We start from the raw sequence: 15747 nt of genomic DNA on the forward strand, positions 1-15747 counted from the left end.
GTGGCGGACAATCCCGGCGTTTCGTATAACCCGCTCTTTCTTTACGGCGGCGTGGGCCTCGGCAAGACGCACCTGATTCACGCCATCGGCAATCAGTTGTTGCTGGACAAGGCGGGCGCGCGCATTCGCTATATCCACGCGGAGCAGTACGTATCCGACGTGGTGAAGGCCTATCAGCGCAAGGCATTCGACGATTTCAAGCGCTATTACCATTCGCTTGATTTGCTGCTGATCGACGACATCCAGTTCTTTTCGGGCAAGTCGCGCACGCAGGAAGAGTTTTTCTATGCGTTCGAAGCGCTCGTTGCGAACAAGGCTCAGGTCATCATCACGAGCGATACCTACCCGAAGGAAATTTCGGGCATCGACGATCGTCTCATTTCGCGCTTCGATTCCGGGTTGACGGTGGCCATCGAGCCGCCCGAGCTCGAAATGCGCGTTGCCATTCTGATGCGCAAAGCGCAATCCGAGGGCGTGAGCCTTTCGGAAGATGTTGCGTTCTTCGTCGCCAAGCACTTGCGTTCGAACGTGCGCGAGTTGGAGGGAGCGCTGCGCAAGATCCTCGCGTATTCCAAGTTCCATGGCCGCGAGATCACGATCGAGTTGACCAAGGAAGCGCTGAAGGATTTGCTGACGGTACAGAACCGCCAGATCTCCGTCGAGAATATTCAAAAGACGGCTGCCGACTTTTACAACATCAAAGTTGCCGACATGTACTCGAAAAAGCGCCCTGCGAATATTGCGCGGCCTCGGCAGATCGCGATGTATCTCGCGAAGGAATTGACGCAAAAGAGTTTGCCCGAGATCGGCGAGTTGTTTGGCGGGCGCGATCACACCACCGTTTTGCACGCGGTGCGCAAGATTGCGGACGAGCGTGGCAAGGACGCGCAGTTGAATCACGAATTGCACGTGCTGGAGCAGACGCTAAAGGGCTGAGACGGCAGTTGCCGGGTTTGCGCCTGGGTGCCGTTCCGACTGCCCCCCATTTTGGCGAGGCCGTTTCTTTTTCAGGCACAATATTGGTTTAGCCGCCCTGACTGCGCGGGCGGCGCAAAAGTGCTTAGGCTCGAGCACAAAGCGCGGAGAAATGCGGGGCGTCGACGGTTTCGTCGATGAATCTGCCGGGCGAGGCGGCTAAAAACGCCGTCACATCAACGAAGGAACCCTATGCAACTGGTCAAGACCGAACGAGACAACCTCCTCAGGCCGCTGCAAACCGTGAGCGGCATTGTCGAACGCCGCCACACGTTGCCGATCCTCGCGAATCTGCTGATTACCAAGAACGGCCCGGACGTGTCGTTCCTGTCGACGGACCTGGAACTGCAGATCACGACGCGAGCCGATTTCGGCGTCGGAGGTGAATCGGTTGCGACCACCGTGGCCGCGCGCAAATTGCTCGACATCCTGCGTGCGATGCCCGACGGGCAGGTGACGCTCACATTGGCGGACAAACGTCTGACCGTGCAATCGGGCAAGAGCCGTTTCGCGCTGCAAACCTTGGCGGCGGACGAATTCCCGACGGTCGCGCAGTCGAAGGACTACGGCGCGAGCCTCTCCGTGCCGCAAAAGACGTTCCGTCAATTGCTCGGCATGGTCCATTTCGCGATGGCGCAGCAAGACATCCGCTATTACCTGAACGGGATGCTGTTGGTGGTCGATGGCTCGAGGCTGATGGCGGTGGCGACCGACGGGCACCGTCTGGCGTATTCGTCGATGAAGATCGAGGGCGAATTTCCGCGGCAGGAAGTGATTGTTCCGCGCAAAACGATTCTGGAATTGCAGCGTCTGCTCGAAGATATTGACGACACCTTGAGGATTGACATTGCCTCCACGCAGGCGAAGTTCACGTTCGGGCAGGTCGAATTGGTTTCGAAGCTGGTCGAGGGCAAGTTCCCTGATTTTCAGCGCGTGATTCCGAAGGCGCACAAGAACACGTTTGTGATCGGGCGCGACGAATTGCAGCGTTCGCTGCAGCGCGCGGCCATTTTGACGTCCGATAAGTTCAAGGGCGTGCGTTGTGTGATCGAACCGGGGCAGTTGAAGATCATGTCGACGAATGCCGATCAGGAAGAAGCGCAGGAAGAACTCGAAATCGCTTACCAGGGCGACAGTATCGACATGGGGTTCAACGTCACGTATTTGCTCGACGTGCTCGCGAATCTGAAAGTCGATATGTTGCAGGTGAGCGTGGCCGATGCAAGTTCGAGCGCGTTGATCACGATTCCCGAGAACGACGATTTCAAGTACGTCGTCATGCCGATGCGCATTTAAAGCGTGGGTTATCAAGACGCCAATATCAAGGGGCACAGCGCCCCTTTGGCGTTTATTTGGCACATCGAAATATTGTCAGCAGTCATTGCAGCACCTGCAGAACCGGAACCTATCCATGAGTGAACAGCACAGCACAGAGCCCGATAACAGCTATGGCGCCTCGTCGATTCAGATCCTCGAGGGTCTGGAGGCAGTACGCAAGCGGCCCGGGATGTATATCGGCGACACGTCGGACGGCACCGGTTTGCATCACCTGGTTTTTGAAGTGCTCGACAATTCGATCGACGAAGCGCTGGCCGGTTATTGCAACGATATCCACGTGACGATTCACGCGGACAATTCCATTTCCGTGACCGACAACGGCCGCGGCATTCCGACTGGCCTCAAGCTCGACGACAAGCACGACCCGAAACGCAGTGCGGCCGAGATCGTCATGACCGAGTTGCACGCGGGCGGCAAGTTCGATCAAAACAGCTACAAGGTGTCGGGCGGTTTGCACGGCGTGGGCGTGTCTTGCGTGAACGCGCTATCGAAATGGCTGCGCCTGACGGTGCGCCGCGACGGCAAGAAGTACTTCATGGAGTTTCACCGTGGCGTGCCGCAAAACCGCGTGATCGAGGAAGTGAACGGCGAGCGTATTTCGCCGATGCAATGCCTCGGTGACACCGAAAAGCGCGGTACCGAAGTGCACTTCATCGCTGACGAGACGATCTTCGGTAATGTCGAATATCACTACGACATTCTTGCGAAGCGCATTCGCGAGTTGTCGTTCCTCAATAACGGTGTGCGCATTCGCCTTACTGATCAGCGCACCGGCAAGGAAGACGACTTCGCGTTCGTTGGCGGCGTGCAGGGCTTTGTCGAATACATCAACAAGACGAAGAGCGTACTGCACCCGACGATTTTCCATGTGATTGGCGAGAAGGACAACATTGGCGTGGAAGTCGCGATGCAGTGGAACGACAGCTACAACGAGAATGTGCTGTGTTTTACGAACAACATTCCGCAGCGCGATGGCGGCGCGCATTTGACGGGCTTGCGCGCTGCGATGACGCGCGTGATCAACAAATACATTGCCGATCACGAAATTGCGAAAAAGGCCAAGGTCGAGACCTCGGGTGACGACATGCGCGAAGGGCTTTCGTGCGTGTTGTCGGTGAAGGTGCCTGAGCCCAAGTTCAGTTCGCAGACGAAGGACAAGCTTGTTTCGTCGGAAGTGCGTGCGCCGGTGGAGGAAGTGGTGGCGAAGGCGCTCGAAGAGTTTTTGCTCGAGACGCCGAATGACGCGAAGATTATTTGCGGAAAGATTGTCGATGCAGCGCGTGCACGCGATGCGGCGCGCAAGGCGCGCGAGATGACGCGACGCAAGGGCGTGCTCGACGGTGTGGGTTTGCCGGGCAAGCTTGCCGATTGTCAGGAGAAGGACCCGGCGAAATCCGAGATTTATATCGTCGAGGGCGATTCGGCTGGTGGCTCCGCGAAGCAGGGCCGTGACCGTAAATTCCAGGCGATTTTGCCGTTGCGCGGCAAGGTGCTCAACGTCGAGAAGGCGCGGTATGACAAGCTGCTGTCGTCCGAGCAGATCGTGACGTTGATTACCGCGCTTGGGTGTGGGATTGGCAAAGAGGATTACAACCTCGCGAAGCTGCGTTATCACCGCATCATCATCATGACCGACGCGGACGTGGACGGTGCGCATATTCGGACGCTGCTGCTGACGTTCTTCTATCGGCAGATGCCGGAGATGATCGAGCGCGGCTATATCTACATTGCGCAGCCGCCGCTTTATAAGGTTAAGGCGGGTAAGGACGAGCGTTATTTGAAGGATGCGTCGGAGCTTAATGCGCATATGTTGCGCTTGGCGTTGCAAGGCTCGGAGCTTATGGCTAGCGAAGGCGCTGTGCCGATTGCGGGGGATGCGTTGGGTGAGCTCGCGCGTTCGTACTTGCTCGCGCAGGCGGTGGTCGAGCGGTTGAGCCGGCTTTACGATGCCAGCGCGCTCGAGGCTGTGATGGATGGTGTGGCGATCGATCTGAGTAGCGAGGCGGCGACGGCGGCTTCGGCGCAGACGTTGGAAGCTGCTTTACGTAGCGATCCGTTGAAGCCTGAGGTCAGTGTGTTCCCGGTGTACGATCCGGCGCGCGAGTTGCGCTCGCTGCGGGTCGAGCGGCGGCATCACGGCAATGTGAAAGTGTCGGTGCTGGATGAGGAGTTTTTGCTGACGGCGGATTATCAGCAGTTGGTGAACACGGCGAATACGTTCAAGGGGTTGATCGGCGCGGGTGCGGTGATCAAGCGTGGCGAGCGCAGTATGGCTGTGACGGATTTCAAGAGCGCGATGCGGTGGTTGATTGCTGATGCGGAGCGCAACGTTTCGAAGCAGCGGTATAAGGGGTTGGGCGAGATGAACCCCGGGCAGCTTTGGGAAACGACGATGGACCCGGCTGTGCGGCGGTTGTTGCGCGTGCAGATCGAAGATGCGATTGCGGCGGATGGGATTTTTACTACGCTGATGGGCGATGAGGTGGAGCCGCGTCGGGCGTTTATTGAGTCGAATGCGTTGAGGGCGGGGAATATTGATGTTTGAGGGTTGCGTAGCAGTACCCATAACGTGAGATTTTCACCTCCGCCAAGCCGGGCGCTCCGGGCAGAGGGAGGCGTCTCGATTGAGATTTTGGGAGCCATCGCATGAGATTTTTTTGCTTCCCAGCGAGGCGCGTCTAACCACCAAGCATCTTCTTAACGAAGCTCCCATGACCACTGCCCATCATTGCATCCGAAAAAACTACCCGTCAAGCTGAGCTGTTTTGCAGGCTCGCGGGAAACTGAATCGGCGCTGTGTGCCGCATTTCCCGGCTTGGGCAGACCTAGACGCCGAGCGTCAGCTGAACTTGGGCCGGCGTGGCAGCGCGGCGCCAGAGCCATGCGTCGAATTCACGTCGCGGTAGTGAAAGAAGGTCCGCGGCGCAGCAGAAGGACCTACGCAGAAACTGATAGTCGTTGTTCTCGACCCCGACAGTCTTTGCGAATGTCCGTACGTGACGGTCAACTGCAATAGAGTCGATGCCAATGAGACATGCCATGTAATCCACGGTCTTCGGTCCGATGCCGTTGACGGTTTGAATCGCATCACGGAACTCGTCGGACGCCAACCTCGCGCGTAAGTCCTTCACTTCCTCGATTCCCCAGTGGTCCATAAAGGCGACCAACGCTTCGAAACGACGGACTTTCTCGTGGTGGCGCCAGTTCAGGAATGCGCCGGTCTTGCCATCCTGTATCAACGAGACCAATGAGGAAATCGTGTTTCGAGTGGGGTGCGCTCGCAAGATGGCCTGCACCCGAGGACGTACAACCGTCGTATAGTTGAGTCCTGCTTGGAGGACCGAATCCGCGAGAACCGCTCCCAGGTGGTCGCACGTAGTACGCGGGAGTTTCTCGTCGAAGAGCGCACCCTCGTCTTCCGCATGGTCGGCAATGCGACGCGCTGCAAGCAACACCTCGAAGGCGGCCGCTTTTTCACCAATGCTGCTCATACCAACTTCGCCTCTTTCAACGCGTTCAGGCGCTCAACGCAGTTCGGACAGGCACCGCATGGGAAATGTGCAGACGCTTGGCACGAATACGTCCGTCCAATAGGCACGCCAAGCTCCGCGGCTGCCCGAGCCACATCGGCTTTGGACGAATAGCGGAACGGCGAATGAAAGCGGACGGGCCCAATGCTGGATGTGAGTCCATCGAGGCTGTTCATGAACGCAGCAGTACAGTCAATTTCTTTCGCGTGGTTACTGTTGATGAAGCCAGTATAGACATCCAGAATACCGACCGTCTGTGCTCGCGCCGCTGCCGCGGCGAAGAACAACATTGTTCGGTACGGAATGTACAAATCGTCATCCTTGACCGCCTCAGTCCAGAGGTCAGCTTCGCGAATCAATCGAGACGGCGAACCTCTGAAGATATCCGATATGTCGAAGCGCTCAGGCCGCTGCATATCGGCAGGAAGGACTTCGTTAACGCGGCCCCACTCAACTTCCACACAGTGTTGCCCATAGTCAAAAAAGATTGGGACAACCTCAACGCCAGTTGCCGCGAGCTTGTATCCAACAGTCGTGGAGTCCAGCCCACCGGAGGCAAGCAGGAGCGCCTTTTTCATTGCGATGCAGTCCTCAATTTGGCGAGCGCGTCGAATGTACCGTTGAGGCACACGTCAAGGTCGGCGGAGTATACCGAACTTCCGACGACCACCATCGTGTTTTCGTTTTCGTGCCGTGGGTCGTACGTGATGACAGGCTTGCCCATCTCAATCGCCATGCCGATTTCGACGAGTGTGCCGGGGTCGCGGGCGAGAGGAACTGCGAAGACCGCGTCGCACTCCCTCAGCAGTTGGCAGTCCAAGTGATACGTGCGAAGTAGCTCGCCCTCGCTCGCTGGCCGCTGCAACTCGCCATTCTCCAAGGTAGGGCGGCGTATTTTGAAGTTGTGATACGTGAGGCTGTCCGCAGCCCGGTCGAGTTCAGGCTTATTCACGTATGAAAAGTCCGGACCAGCGAGGTAAATCGAATACCGCTGCCGGTCGTGCCACGGAAGGATGGTCCCGCTCAGCGCTCGCAGCTCACTCAGCGTAAGCTGAAAACCCCGCTGCACCTCCCGCTTAATGTCATCGGGAAACGTCGACTGAGAGTATGCCGTCGCGGTCTGGCATCCTCGCCAAGCTGCTTCCGTCCAGCCCCTATCAGCAAGGCCCACCATCACCGCAGAATAGACGTCGCCCACACCGACAGAATTGACCGTATTGCCTAAGGTCGCAGGTATCTCTTCGACAGCGCCTTCGCGCATATTAAAGAGCCGGCTGCCACCACGATTCTCTTTGAGCAGGAAGACATCCGGCGCCAGCGTCCTCACTGCGGCTATTACGCCCTCAACATCATCCGCTCCGAGGCTCATGAAGAGGGAAGACGACGTTGAAATGATGACCGCCTGGACGCGCCCCCGAATTCCTTCCAGCGACGACAAGTCATCAACGTCATACGCCACGTCAAACGAGAATCGCCCATCTCGCGAGAACGCGTCGGCAAGTGCCTTAACGTCGAATCGCCCAGGAAAGACGATGACTCGCTTATAAGCCTCAAGGCTAGGCAGCGGGTCTCGGGGCTTCACGCGTTTCGTATCGCGCATCAAGTCTTCATAACCTTGATGCAAAACTTCTGTGGCGTCTCCGATGATGATTACGTTGGGAGAACCGACTACATCACCGAGCCAGATAAACTCGTTGCAGCCGAGCTCGTTTAGGTAGCGCTCGGCTTCACCGACGAGATATTGTGGACAGAATGCCGCGATGGAGTAGTCGAGCCCCGCGGCCCAGAGTCCTCGCGCGGCGTGGGCTACGCCCCCTAAACGAAGCTTGCTCTTCACGCCATGTCGAGCGAGCGTGAAGTCGGCAAGAAGCTCCCCAACAACTAGAAGCGCACCTGAGAAGGCCATAATTACTGCGCAACGAAGTCGGCTTCAACAGTGGGAACCGGGGCCACCGCCGAACCTTTCACGACGCCGACATACTTTACGCCGCTTGCCAGGCATGCGGCAAGATAGTTACGGTTCGTGGGAAGCGCACCGACCTTCACTCGATTCATATCAACGGCAAAGACGCGTTTGCCATCGAAAATGATGGTCAGTCGGTCATTGGCTACGGGCACAGTCCTGCTTTGCGAAAAGAAGTCGCATAACCCGACGTCGTCCAACACACTGGTAAATGCTTGCTGGCATCGGTCGACGCCGCTTTCGCCGCCAGCCATCCCGGCTCCGTCTCCAGGCACTTCCTTGGCCTTTGTTCCGGGATAATCCGAAAAAGAACCCGAGCCTGAGCTGCCCATGGTGCCCCCGTTGCGTAGTTGAAAGAGTCTTATCCTGCAAGGTGAAATCGCTCTATTCTGCGAAGCAGAATACTAAATATTATTTGCACTTTCCAGTGATTTTGGCTGATGTCAAAACCACGGCCGTTGGCATGGGCATTTTCCAAAGGTTTGCCAGATTCGCTCCGTAGCGCGCTATTGGCGCCGCCAACGTGTGTACGGCCATACCGGTTTGAACCGTTACAATGGAGTCGCCCGCACCGGTGGGCGCGCCTGATTCCTTTTTTGAGACGGGCGATTTGAGGCTATCAAGCTCGGTCCCCAGACATTTTATGAGATGCTCCCTATTGCCACCCGGCGCCGACCGCGAATACACAGAAGGCCGTACTACGGCAGCCGTACCGCTGTTGTGGCTAGCCCACCCTGTCTAGTCCTCCTTATGACCGATTCGCGCCGCCTTTTTGCTCCGCACGCGACGCATCTGCTATCTATTCGCCTCTCAATACATAAAACTACCGAGGGCGTTAGCAGAATGAGACGTAGCTATCTGAAAATCGGCGATAAATCGTCGGCCGGCGGAACTGTCACAGAAGGCATACCGCGGACAACGCATTACGGCACCGAACTTACTTTCATCGGGGCGCAGATCGTTTGTCCAGCCTGCAAAACGGTGGGCCGCATTGTCGCGAAAGGTCCGCGCCGGCCCGGGTCGATGATGGGCAAAGAGCCTGCCCTGGAAGGAGACATCTGTGTCTGCAAGTGTAGTCCGCCGCCGGTAATGCTTCCCTCGCAGTCCAATATGTATCAGAGCTTCGAGGGCCAAGGACTGGCAAGCATGGGCTACGGACCGGCAGGAAGCTACCTGTCCGACGAGCCGGCAAGCGAGCACTGGATTCGGTTCTCTTTGAACGATGCAGGCAGTTGCGAAGGCTTGCGTTGCCGCGCCCATTTTGCCGATGGCTCTGTTGAAGAAGGCGTCTTCGACGCCGACAACAAGGTTCATTTCCATCGCCCCAACGCCTCCACGTGCCAGAGGGTCGATGTCGTGCTCGACGGCGGCTGGACAAGTAACCAGTCGGTGACGGGCAACATTCTGATGGCGATGGTGGGGTAAAATTGATCGATACGACAGCAAGCAAGAACACCGTCGCCAGTGGCTCGTTCAATACCCAGCAGACTCATGACATCAAGAGCGGCCTCCTGGAAGCAGCCATCGCGGACTACGAAGCAATCGCGACAACCTTCGCCGTCAACGCAATCAGCGATGACAAAGTTCGCCGGCAATATAGCAAGCACATCAGGGAAATCTCCGGCCAGGTGAGGCAGGAGGTTATCAACGGCAACATGACCGTAAAAGAAGGGGCCGAATATTGCAGCCAACTGCGCGACAAGCTTTTCGTCGAGTATCGGAAGTACACGTCCGCCGTCGGAGTCGCGCAAGCCGAAGCACTGAAGCTCAAATCCAAAGGATTCGACCACTACCTGAACAAGTATGCTCAGGCGCAGTTCGGCAAGAACTTTGACGCGCTGACCACTGAGGAGCGTAGCGGTATCTACTACACGGTGCTGAAAAAAGCGGGCGGCGCCAATGCCAATGTCTCAGCGAAAGTCCGCCGGTTGCAAATCAGCGCCCGAGTCGCCATCCTGTTCACCGCTATCATTGCGACCGGCGAAGTTGTCGACGCCAAGGACAAAGTGAAGGAGGCCGCCCGGCAGGGAAGCATCATCGCCGGCGGCATGATTGGTGGAAGCTTCGCAGGGCTCGCTGTTTCATTCGTTTGTGGCCCCGCTGAACCCGCTTGCGCTATCGCGCTGGTGTTCATCGGGAGTAACTTGGGAGGCGTGGCGGCCGAAGTCGGAAACGACATGTATCAAGAAGAACTGCCTGTTTTCATGCACTGGATGAACGACTAAGCGGAACGCCGAAAAATGTCGACGTCAATATTTATAGTTCTTTTCGTGCTCTTCATCTGTGCCGCCTTGTTGATTATCATCAATCTCACGGGTGACCCGGGCATCGACTACTGGGACCTCGACGGGGAGAGCGAACCGCCTGCGTCCAAGCTCGATGCCCTCCGAAACAAGCCAGTGTTCTACGGCGCTGGGGCGGTGCTCATCGGTACCTTCATTGTTTACCTATTGGTACGCAGCTAAAAGAACGTCATCGACGTGAAAACGCAATACATCGCGCTGATGGCGCTTTGGCCCGTGGGTAATCCTCCCATCCAGTAGGCGGGATGAGAGGTAGAATTTCCAGCAAAGGGGCTCTACGCAAACATGGGCCTTGGCGGCATGACGCCGAAATAGCGGCTCATGGCCGCAGCACAGTCTCTACGTCTGCCTCGCGTTAAAAGCCGGAAGATTACCCCCTCCGAACAAAGCCTATTTATTCATTCGCCATGCACGTGCGCTTTACCGGCCCCAGAGCCGAATCTTCCACGCTCGATGAGTCGTCCGGTACGAATCGGACGGCCGTTTCCGAGCCGTCGGCCGCTAGTGCGGCACCACCAGCGTCCCTTGCGGCTTTGCAGCGCGCCCCGATCCCGTCCGGCGGTGAACGCTCGCTAAGGCTTTCATTCACGGGCGGTCGCATCGTCAACGCGCGGGTGCTGACGAAACGAAGCAGTCCCAGTGCCGCGGATGTGCTTTTGCCCGGCGAGCCTGCGTGCGGCCAGCGATTCTTGCTATTGCGCGATTCCCGCACGCACGAGTTCGTGGTCCTGCCGCGTATCAAGGGCGGGGCGTCGGATGAAGACCCCGAGGCGGGCTGTCGCGCTTCGCGCAATGGGTCCACCGGAGTTGAGCAAGCTGTCATTGCGGCAACTCGATCGTGTCGTGCGCCGTGTGTACGGGCTGGATCAGCGCACGTGGGTTACGTCGGACCCGCTGGACGATCCTGCCTCAGGGCGAATCATGGCCGTACCGGCGGAACTGGGGCCGTTGACGGATCTGATGCGGTTGCCGAATCTCAAAGCGCTTGAGCAGATCGTGGGCGGATACGTCGATGCCCGTTTCGTCCATGCGTTGATCGTCTCGAACAGAATGGCCGAGCTGTCATCTCAGCCTGACCTGCTGCGCGCGGTCGTCTACTGGTGGGCAACGCGGGTGGCAGTCCGGATGACCCGCGGCCCTTTCGACAAGGAAGAATTCGTCGACGCGTATATCGAGCAGGTGCGCGAGGCAATGGCGCGCGAAGGCATTCAACGCCTCCCGTTCCCGCATCTGCGTGAGCTTCGCATTGCCGAAGCGTTACTGCGCCGTGTCGGCGCAGAGACTTTCTGGAAAGGTCCGTTCCGGGGCGGGCGGGCGTCGATCGAGCAAATCAAACGAGCAGCACGTGATGCGCTAAGCAGGCATTTCGACGAACCCGATGTGGTGGTGCTCGGTTCGGCGACGGGCTTGGCGAAAACGCCTAGCGCGGTGGGCGTCGACGACGACGCTGCGGACCTGGATGATGCGGCCGTGCTCAAGCGCCTCGGCAAACGAGCGAGTCAATCCATGCAGAGCGGCACCGTGCAAGCGCACCAGACTTGCTTGCGGGCATTGGGTGTCTGGCTACGGCAAAATCACCCCGAAAGAGGCGGGCTGGCGGCCATCGAGCAAGCCGATCAGACGATCGCGGAACGCTGGGTGAATGAATACCGCGACGCAATTGGGCGGCTGTCGACTCACGGGACCCACATCAACGGCGCGGTTGCTGCGCTTCGCGGCGAGCCGCGCCCCAAGCAATCGCGCACGCTGCGCCCTGGGGATCGTGCGGTGCTCGAGCAATTCGGTAGAGCGGCCGCGGCGGCGGGCCTCGTCGTGGGCGTCGTCAAGACCTACCAGGCGGACCTGCGCAAGCTGAGCCGCTGGCTCAACGAATATCACCCGGACCAACGCGGGTTGACGGGAGTCGAGAGCGGAGACGTGGAAGCGGTCGGCACGCTGTTGCAGGCCTTCCGGGAAACGAATCAGGCGCCCGGAATCGACGATGCTCTCAACGCGTTGCGCAGTCTACGCCAGGGCTCCAACTGATTGCGGGTTTCCATCGGAGTAAGCCGCCACGGGCGGCTCACGGTTTTATGGGCGCCTTCGAGGCGCTCACAATTTCAAGCCACCGGCTTTGCCGGTGGGTATTTGACTTCTGCATCCGGCCGCGCTGCATGGCCGAATAAGCCTCCTTATTTCACTGTATCGGCGCCGACCCATGTGAAGCCCAGGCCAGTAATGCCCTGCACGATGTTCTTGAAATCCTGGAGCCCCGGCGTACCAAGATCGGGTTCCAGCCAGAACGGATGAAAGAAGAACGACGCAAAGCCGTCACGTACGACGATCGCATACTGTGCGTTCGTATAGAGGTCGCTCCACGTATAACTCAAGCAAGAGAATGGGTCGACTGAGCAGATGTTGTATTCGATGTTGCCGAGATTTTCCGGAATGACGCGTTGCCCGTAATAATCGCTGTTGATGATGTACGGAAAGAACTGCCCCACCGAATAATCGTGATTGGGCGCGGTCGAATTGAGGCTCGGCGTATCGGACGTGTAATACACGGCACGTTGATAAGTGGTCTTGAACAGCAGCGGGACCGCTTTCATCGCGAGCGGCGACGACTGATAGTGCGGCGCTTCCCATGCGAAAGGTGTGTAGCCGTTCAATTTGAATTCCAGCAGCCCTGCACTGAGCCGCGCGCTCGCCCATTGCACGGAGTCCTCATCGACCGGGCGATTTTGTGTCGCTAGCCAAAATTCGAAATCGTTGCCGCTTACCGCGTTGTCCCTGTTAGGCGTCGAGTTGTATTGATGCGTGTATCCATGCATGAGCACTTTGCCGCCGCGTGCGATCGCATAATTGAGCGCATTCTTCAGCCCTGTTGCTTGCGAGAGATGCACCGTCAACGAAACGCCGCCGTTGTAGGCGCCAAGTGGATCCACGTAAAGCGGAATCGTTGCGATCGAAAACGGTATGCGCTTGCTGTAGAGATAGTCGGTAAGCGACTTCATCGCAGCGGTTGTCGTGAAGGCGTTGACGTCCTCCAAGCGCACCAACGCACGATGCAACACGGGCTGGTTCGTGCCGAGTATGTCGTGCAGCAGATCGCAAAGCACAAGATACCGGTCTCGCGGGCCGATATACGACAACGGCAAATCCGCGAAGTACCAGAAGTTACCGGCCCGCACGACATACGGCGCTTGCTCGCCCGTTCGGCTGTTTTTGATCGTCACGAGCGCGGTCGCTTTGGTCGCGTCGGACACAGTTGTGACGCCGATATCGGGGTCCGCGTTGATGACGCCGGTACTCGTGTTGAAGGCATAGTACTTGACCATGCTCTGGTTCTTGTACACGACGGTGTCGAAGAAATCGGGTGTCGGATTCGAGCTCGACGGCATTGCCGACAAGCCGCGCAACGCGGAAAACGTGAAGCCGTAGCGCGCGGCGAAACCATAGCTCGCATCCCAGGCCACTTGCCAGAGGTTGTCTTTGAACCAAACGATGGTCTTGTTCGTCTTGGCGACGTCGGCAAGGAAAGCCGTTGGGATGGCGTTGTCGTAGTAGCTTCCGAGGTAGAACGTCGCCTGGTAGTTTTCGACGTTCCCGGACGCATAGCTCGATACGGGAGCAAGCGTCACGTTAGTGTTGAAATGGCCAAGCAGGTTGCGCAGCATGATCGCGTAAGCGAAGCCGAGTTTCGTATAAGGATCGTTGGGCGGAGCATCGTACAGAACGAGGATCTTCGCCGTCGTCGTTTGCGCCTGTGCGGCGGCGGGCCATTGCGCGGTCAAGAAGCCGAGCGCCAATAGGCATGCGAGCAGAATTTTCTTCATGATGGTCCTCTCGTTCAGTCGCGGGCGTAATCGCCGTTCGGCAAGCGGTGCCGACGCGTATCGAAGCCTCGGGCTCGACCCTTGCCCTGCTCTGTCGCAAGCCGCTCTTGCTCCGGGATGCCCGGCACGACTTCCGTGACGACAATCGGCTTCGTCGGCGGCGCGACGCGGTGATGTTGGCTGGGTGGGGCAGCGTTCGGCGCGGAGGGCTCGGCTGCCTGGACGCCGGCAGTGAGCAGCGCCACGGCCCATACGGTCGGCGCCAGACGAATAGCGAGGGGGAGATTCACAAGAGGCTCCAATTAACGGTGTCGTGCAAAGGCGTATGTCGACCCTGCACGCATGCCGCGCGCTATCGAACGTCACACCCTCGGGGGCGCATGCGCAAAGCAGGAGTGCCCCTTGCATCGGCACTGCGCGGGTGGAAACGCGCGTGTCGATGCAAGTCGCCGCGTATGTTCGGAACGCGCGCGACCGCCTCACGGCGCCGTGCTAGGCTCCGAGCGGAGTGGCTGACCTGCTTTGCGATGCGTAAGGCGAGCGTAATTATTTCGCGTGGACGTTGATGTGCGCCGAAGCACACAAGTCGACAAGCGCCGACCGTCGAAGCCGAGCTACGGCGGCTTTGTTCTACAAGGGCTTCCCCGTTGAGCGCAAGAGCCCGACGTGGAATTTTGTTGCTATGTGCAGCTGTGCCGGCGTCGTGTGAGAAGGTGAAGGACTGCGGTAGTCGTCGGTTGCAAGGATTGTTTGCCGACACGGTTGCCGGTGCGCAGGCGAGCGCGAATCTCTACTCGCTGGTCGAGACGTGCCAAGACTAACGGCATCGATCCCGATAGTTATCGGTGCATGTCGTTCCAGAAGTTGCCTCTGGCGGATACCGCCGACGAATAAACGGCGTTCCTGCCTTGGAACACTACGAATCGAATCTCAACGACGAAATGCGCGATTCAAAAGAACGCTTCCGGAAAAACACGACACGCTCAGTTTCATCAAAGCCGAGTGCGCGGTGTAATGCCTGCGCATCGACGTTGTCGATAGAGGTATCGGAGGCAAATTCTGCGCATCCACGCGAAGCGCCCCATTGTTCGATTGATGTACACAGCGCTCTCGCGATGCCTTGGTGACGCATGCCGGGTACTACGTAAATTCCTTCGAGAAAAAGCACCGGCGAAGTGTCGCAGCCGTTGACGTAGTCGCATCGTATTGCAGCTTCAGCAAAGCCGAGCGCCTCGCCTTGAGATGAGACGGCGATAACCGTTGCGTAACGATGTGGCTCGGCAAGCAACTGCTCAGTTTCGCGTACATGGTCGTCTGCACTTGCATGCGGCCAGAGCATATGCCTTAACAAGCGCCACGATGAAACGTCAGCTGGCGCAACTGCCCGGATGGTGAACGAAGTTGGAGACATTGCAAGTTCCTATACAGATCGAACGGTATTGTCCGGTTGACTATCCCATCCACTGAAATCCGAACCATACAACGTGCTCATTCGCTCACGCTAGCTGCCAGCGTATTGCGCGAGATGTTGCCGCCAAAGTGCCTTTTCACGGCTCCGTTTTGTCGTGCAGAACAACGCCGCTTCGCGCGTGCATGCAACGGAGCGCTTCGTCCGTGTACGATTCGCCCGCGGTTCATGTCAAACGGTACCGCATTGAGCCATTTTCAGTGCAAGGTCCTTCACCCGAGGGGGCACGGTTGGCCCTGCGCCGCGTGAACTGACTACGTAGGACCGCGCTTTGCAGGTGCCAGTGCCACGATCTATCTATGTCATCGTTGCCTATTCGCCGTGTGTCCGATCCAACGCAGCACTCACCTAAGGG

The 15747-nt window shown here is 58.0% G+C and carries 14 protein-coding genes; 7 read left to right on the top strand and 7 right to left on the bottom strand.

Translation table 11 applies throughout. The annotated features are described in order from the left end of the window. From dnaA to gyrB, 3 genes are all read left to right on the top strand, one after another. Window positions 1–936 (top strand): chromosomal replication initiator protein DnaA (gene dnaA / locus ACSQ20_RS00005; RefSeq protein WP_436016264.1); only part of this gene is annotated, 936 nt, incomplete at its 5' end. Window positions 937–1167: 231 nt separating this feature from the next. Continuing rightward, the gene (gene dnaN / locus ACSQ20_RS00010) at window positions 1168–2271 is read left to right on the top strand and encodes a DNA polymerase III subunit beta (RefSeq protein ID WP_436016266.1); all 1104 of its coding nucleotides are present in this window, start codon (window positions 1168–1170) and stop codon (window positions 2269–2271) included. Between the two features lie 115 nt (window positions 2272–2386). Then, entirely contained in the window at window positions 2387–4858 is a 2472-nt protein-coding gene (gene gyrB, locus ACSQ20_RS00015; RefSeq protein WP_436016268.1) for a DNA topoisomerase (ATP-hydrolyzing) subunit B, read from the top strand. Between the two features lie 280 nt (window positions 4859–5138). On the opposite strand, the gene ACSQ20_RS00020 is transcribed toward gyrB, so the two are convergent. The 4 genes from ACSQ20_RS00020 to ACSQ20_RS00035 are packed head-to-tail and all read right to left on the bottom strand — an operon-like array spanning window position 5139 to window position 8138. Continuing rightward, window positions 5139–5804: a hypothetical protein gene (locus tag ACSQ20_RS00020; protein ID WP_436016270.1), complete on the bottom strand. Its 666-nt coding sequence runs from the start codon at window positions 5802–5804 to the stop codon at window positions 5139–5141. Next, entirely contained in the window at window positions 5801–6421 is a 621-nt protein-coding gene (locus ACSQ20_RS00025; RefSeq protein WP_436016272.1) for a 7-cyano-7-deazaguanine synthase, read from the bottom strand. The genes ACSQ20_RS00020 and ACSQ20_RS00025 overlap by 4 nt, the downstream gene beginning before the upstream one ends. Then, window positions 6418–7749, bottom strand: a complete 1332-nt coding sequence (locus ACSQ20_RS00030) for a nucleoside 2-deoxyribosyltransferase (RefSeq protein WP_436016274.1) — start codon at window positions 7747–7749, stop codon at window positions 6418–6420. The genes ACSQ20_RS00025 and ACSQ20_RS00030 overlap by 4 nt, the downstream gene beginning before the upstream one ends. A 2-nt stretch (window positions 7750–7751) precedes the next feature. Further along, a complete protein-coding gene (locus tag ACSQ20_RS00035; protein WP_436016276.1) occupies window positions 7752–8138 on the bottom strand; it encodes a hypothetical protein in 387 nt (128 codons plus the stop codon). 511 nt (window positions 8139–8649) lie between these two features. On the opposite strand from ACSQ20_RS00035, the gene ACSQ20_RS00040 reads away from it, so the two are divergent. The 4 genes from ACSQ20_RS00040 (at window position 8650) to ACSQ20_RS00055 (ending at window position 12134) form a co-directional block, all read left to right on the top strand. After that, complete coding sequence (locus ACSQ20_RS00040; RefSeq protein ID WP_436016278.1) at window positions 8650–9231, top strand: PAAR domain-containing protein; 582 nt, start codon at window positions 8650–8652, stop codon at window positions 9229–9231. Between the two features lie 2 nt (window positions 9232–9233). Continuing rightward, window positions 9234–10031: a hypothetical protein gene (locus ACSQ20_RS00045; RefSeq protein ID WP_436016280.1), complete on the top strand. Its 798-nt coding sequence runs from the start codon at window positions 9234–9236 to the stop codon at window positions 10029–10031. Between the two features lie 15 nt (window positions 10032–10046). Continuing rightward, window positions 10047–10271 carry a hypothetical protein gene (locus ACSQ20_RS00050; protein WP_436016282.1) on the top strand — a complete coding sequence of 75 codons (225 nt, stop codon included), beginning with the start codon at window positions 10047–10049 and terminating at the stop codon, window positions 10269–10271. Between the two features lie 594 nt (window positions 10272–10865). Continuing rightward, window positions 10866–12134, top strand: coding sequence for a hypothetical protein (locus ACSQ20_RS00055; protein ID WP_436016284.1), 1269 nt, complete (start codon window positions 10866–10868; stop codon window positions 12132–12134). Window positions 12135–12280: 146 nt separating this feature from the next. On the opposite strand, the gene ACSQ20_RS00060 is transcribed toward ACSQ20_RS00055, so the two are convergent. From ACSQ20_RS00060 to aac(6'), 3 genes are all read right to left on the bottom strand, one after another. Further along, on the bottom strand, window positions 12281–13924 hold the full coding sequence (locus tag ACSQ20_RS00060) for a DUF2334 domain-containing protein (protein WP_436016286.1): 1644 nt from the start codon (window positions 13922–13924) through the stop codon (window positions 12281–12283). 14 nt (window positions 13925–13938) lie between these two features. Further along, window positions 13939–14214, bottom strand: a complete 276-nt coding sequence (locus ACSQ20_RS00065; RefSeq protein WP_436016288.1) for a hypothetical protein — start codon at window positions 14212–14214, stop codon at window positions 13939–13941. 626 nt (window positions 14215–14840) lie between these two features. Further along, entirely contained in the window at window positions 14841–15335 is a 495-nt protein-coding gene (aac(6'), locus tag ACSQ20_RS00070) for an aminoglycoside 6'-N-acetyltransferase (protein ID WP_436016290.1), read from the bottom strand. Window positions 15336–15747 lie beyond the last annotated feature (412 nt).

This window comes from Trinickia sp. LjRoot230, assembly GCF_964253315.1.
Taxonomy (GTDB): Bacteria; Pseudomonadota; Gammaproteobacteria; order Burkholderiales; family Burkholderiaceae; genus Trinickia.

Excerpts from the sequence above, each read along its gene's own strand:
- ACSQ20_RS00020 (WP_436016270.1), bottom strand. The coding sequence starts at position 5,804 with ATGAGCAGCATTGGTGAAAAAGCGGCCGCCTTCGAGGTGTTGCTTGCA.
- ACSQ20_RS00050 (WP_436016282.1), top strand. The coding sequence starts at position 10,047 with ATGTCGACGTCAATATTTATAGTTCTTTTCGTGCTCTTCATCTGTGCC.
- gyrB (WP_436016268.1), top strand. The coding sequence starts at position 2,387 with ATGAGTGAACAGCACAGCACAGAGCCCGATAACAGCTATGGCGCCTCG.
- ACSQ20_RS00060 (WP_436016286.1), bottom strand. The coding sequence starts at position 13,924 with ATGAAGAAAATTCTGCTCGCATGCCTATTGGCGCTCGGCTTCTTGACC.
- ACSQ20_RS00030 (WP_436016274.1), bottom strand. The coding sequence starts at position 7,749 with ATGGCCTTCTCAGGTGCGCTTCTAGTTGTTGGGGAGCTTCTTGCCGAC.
- ACSQ20_RS00035 (WP_436016276.1), bottom strand. The coding sequence starts at position 8,138 with ATGGGCAGCTCAGGCTCGGGTTCTTTTTCGGATTATCCCGGAACAAAG.
- ACSQ20_RS00055 (WP_436016284.1), top strand. The coding sequence starts at position 10,866 with ATGAAGACCCCGAGGCGGGCTGTCGCGCTTCGCGCAATGGGTCCACCG.
- ACSQ20_RS00025 (WP_436016272.1), bottom strand. The coding sequence starts at position 6,421 with ATGAAAAAGGCGCTCCTGCTTGCCTCCGGTGGGCTGGACTCCACGACT.
- ACSQ20_RS00040 (WP_436016278.1), top strand. The coding sequence starts at position 8,650 with ATGAGACGTAGCTATCTGAAAATCGGCGATAAATCGTCGGCCGGCGGA.
- dnaN (WP_436016266.1), top strand. The coding sequence starts at position 1,168 with ATGCAACTGGTCAAGACCGAACGAGACAACCTCCTCAGGCCGCTGCAA.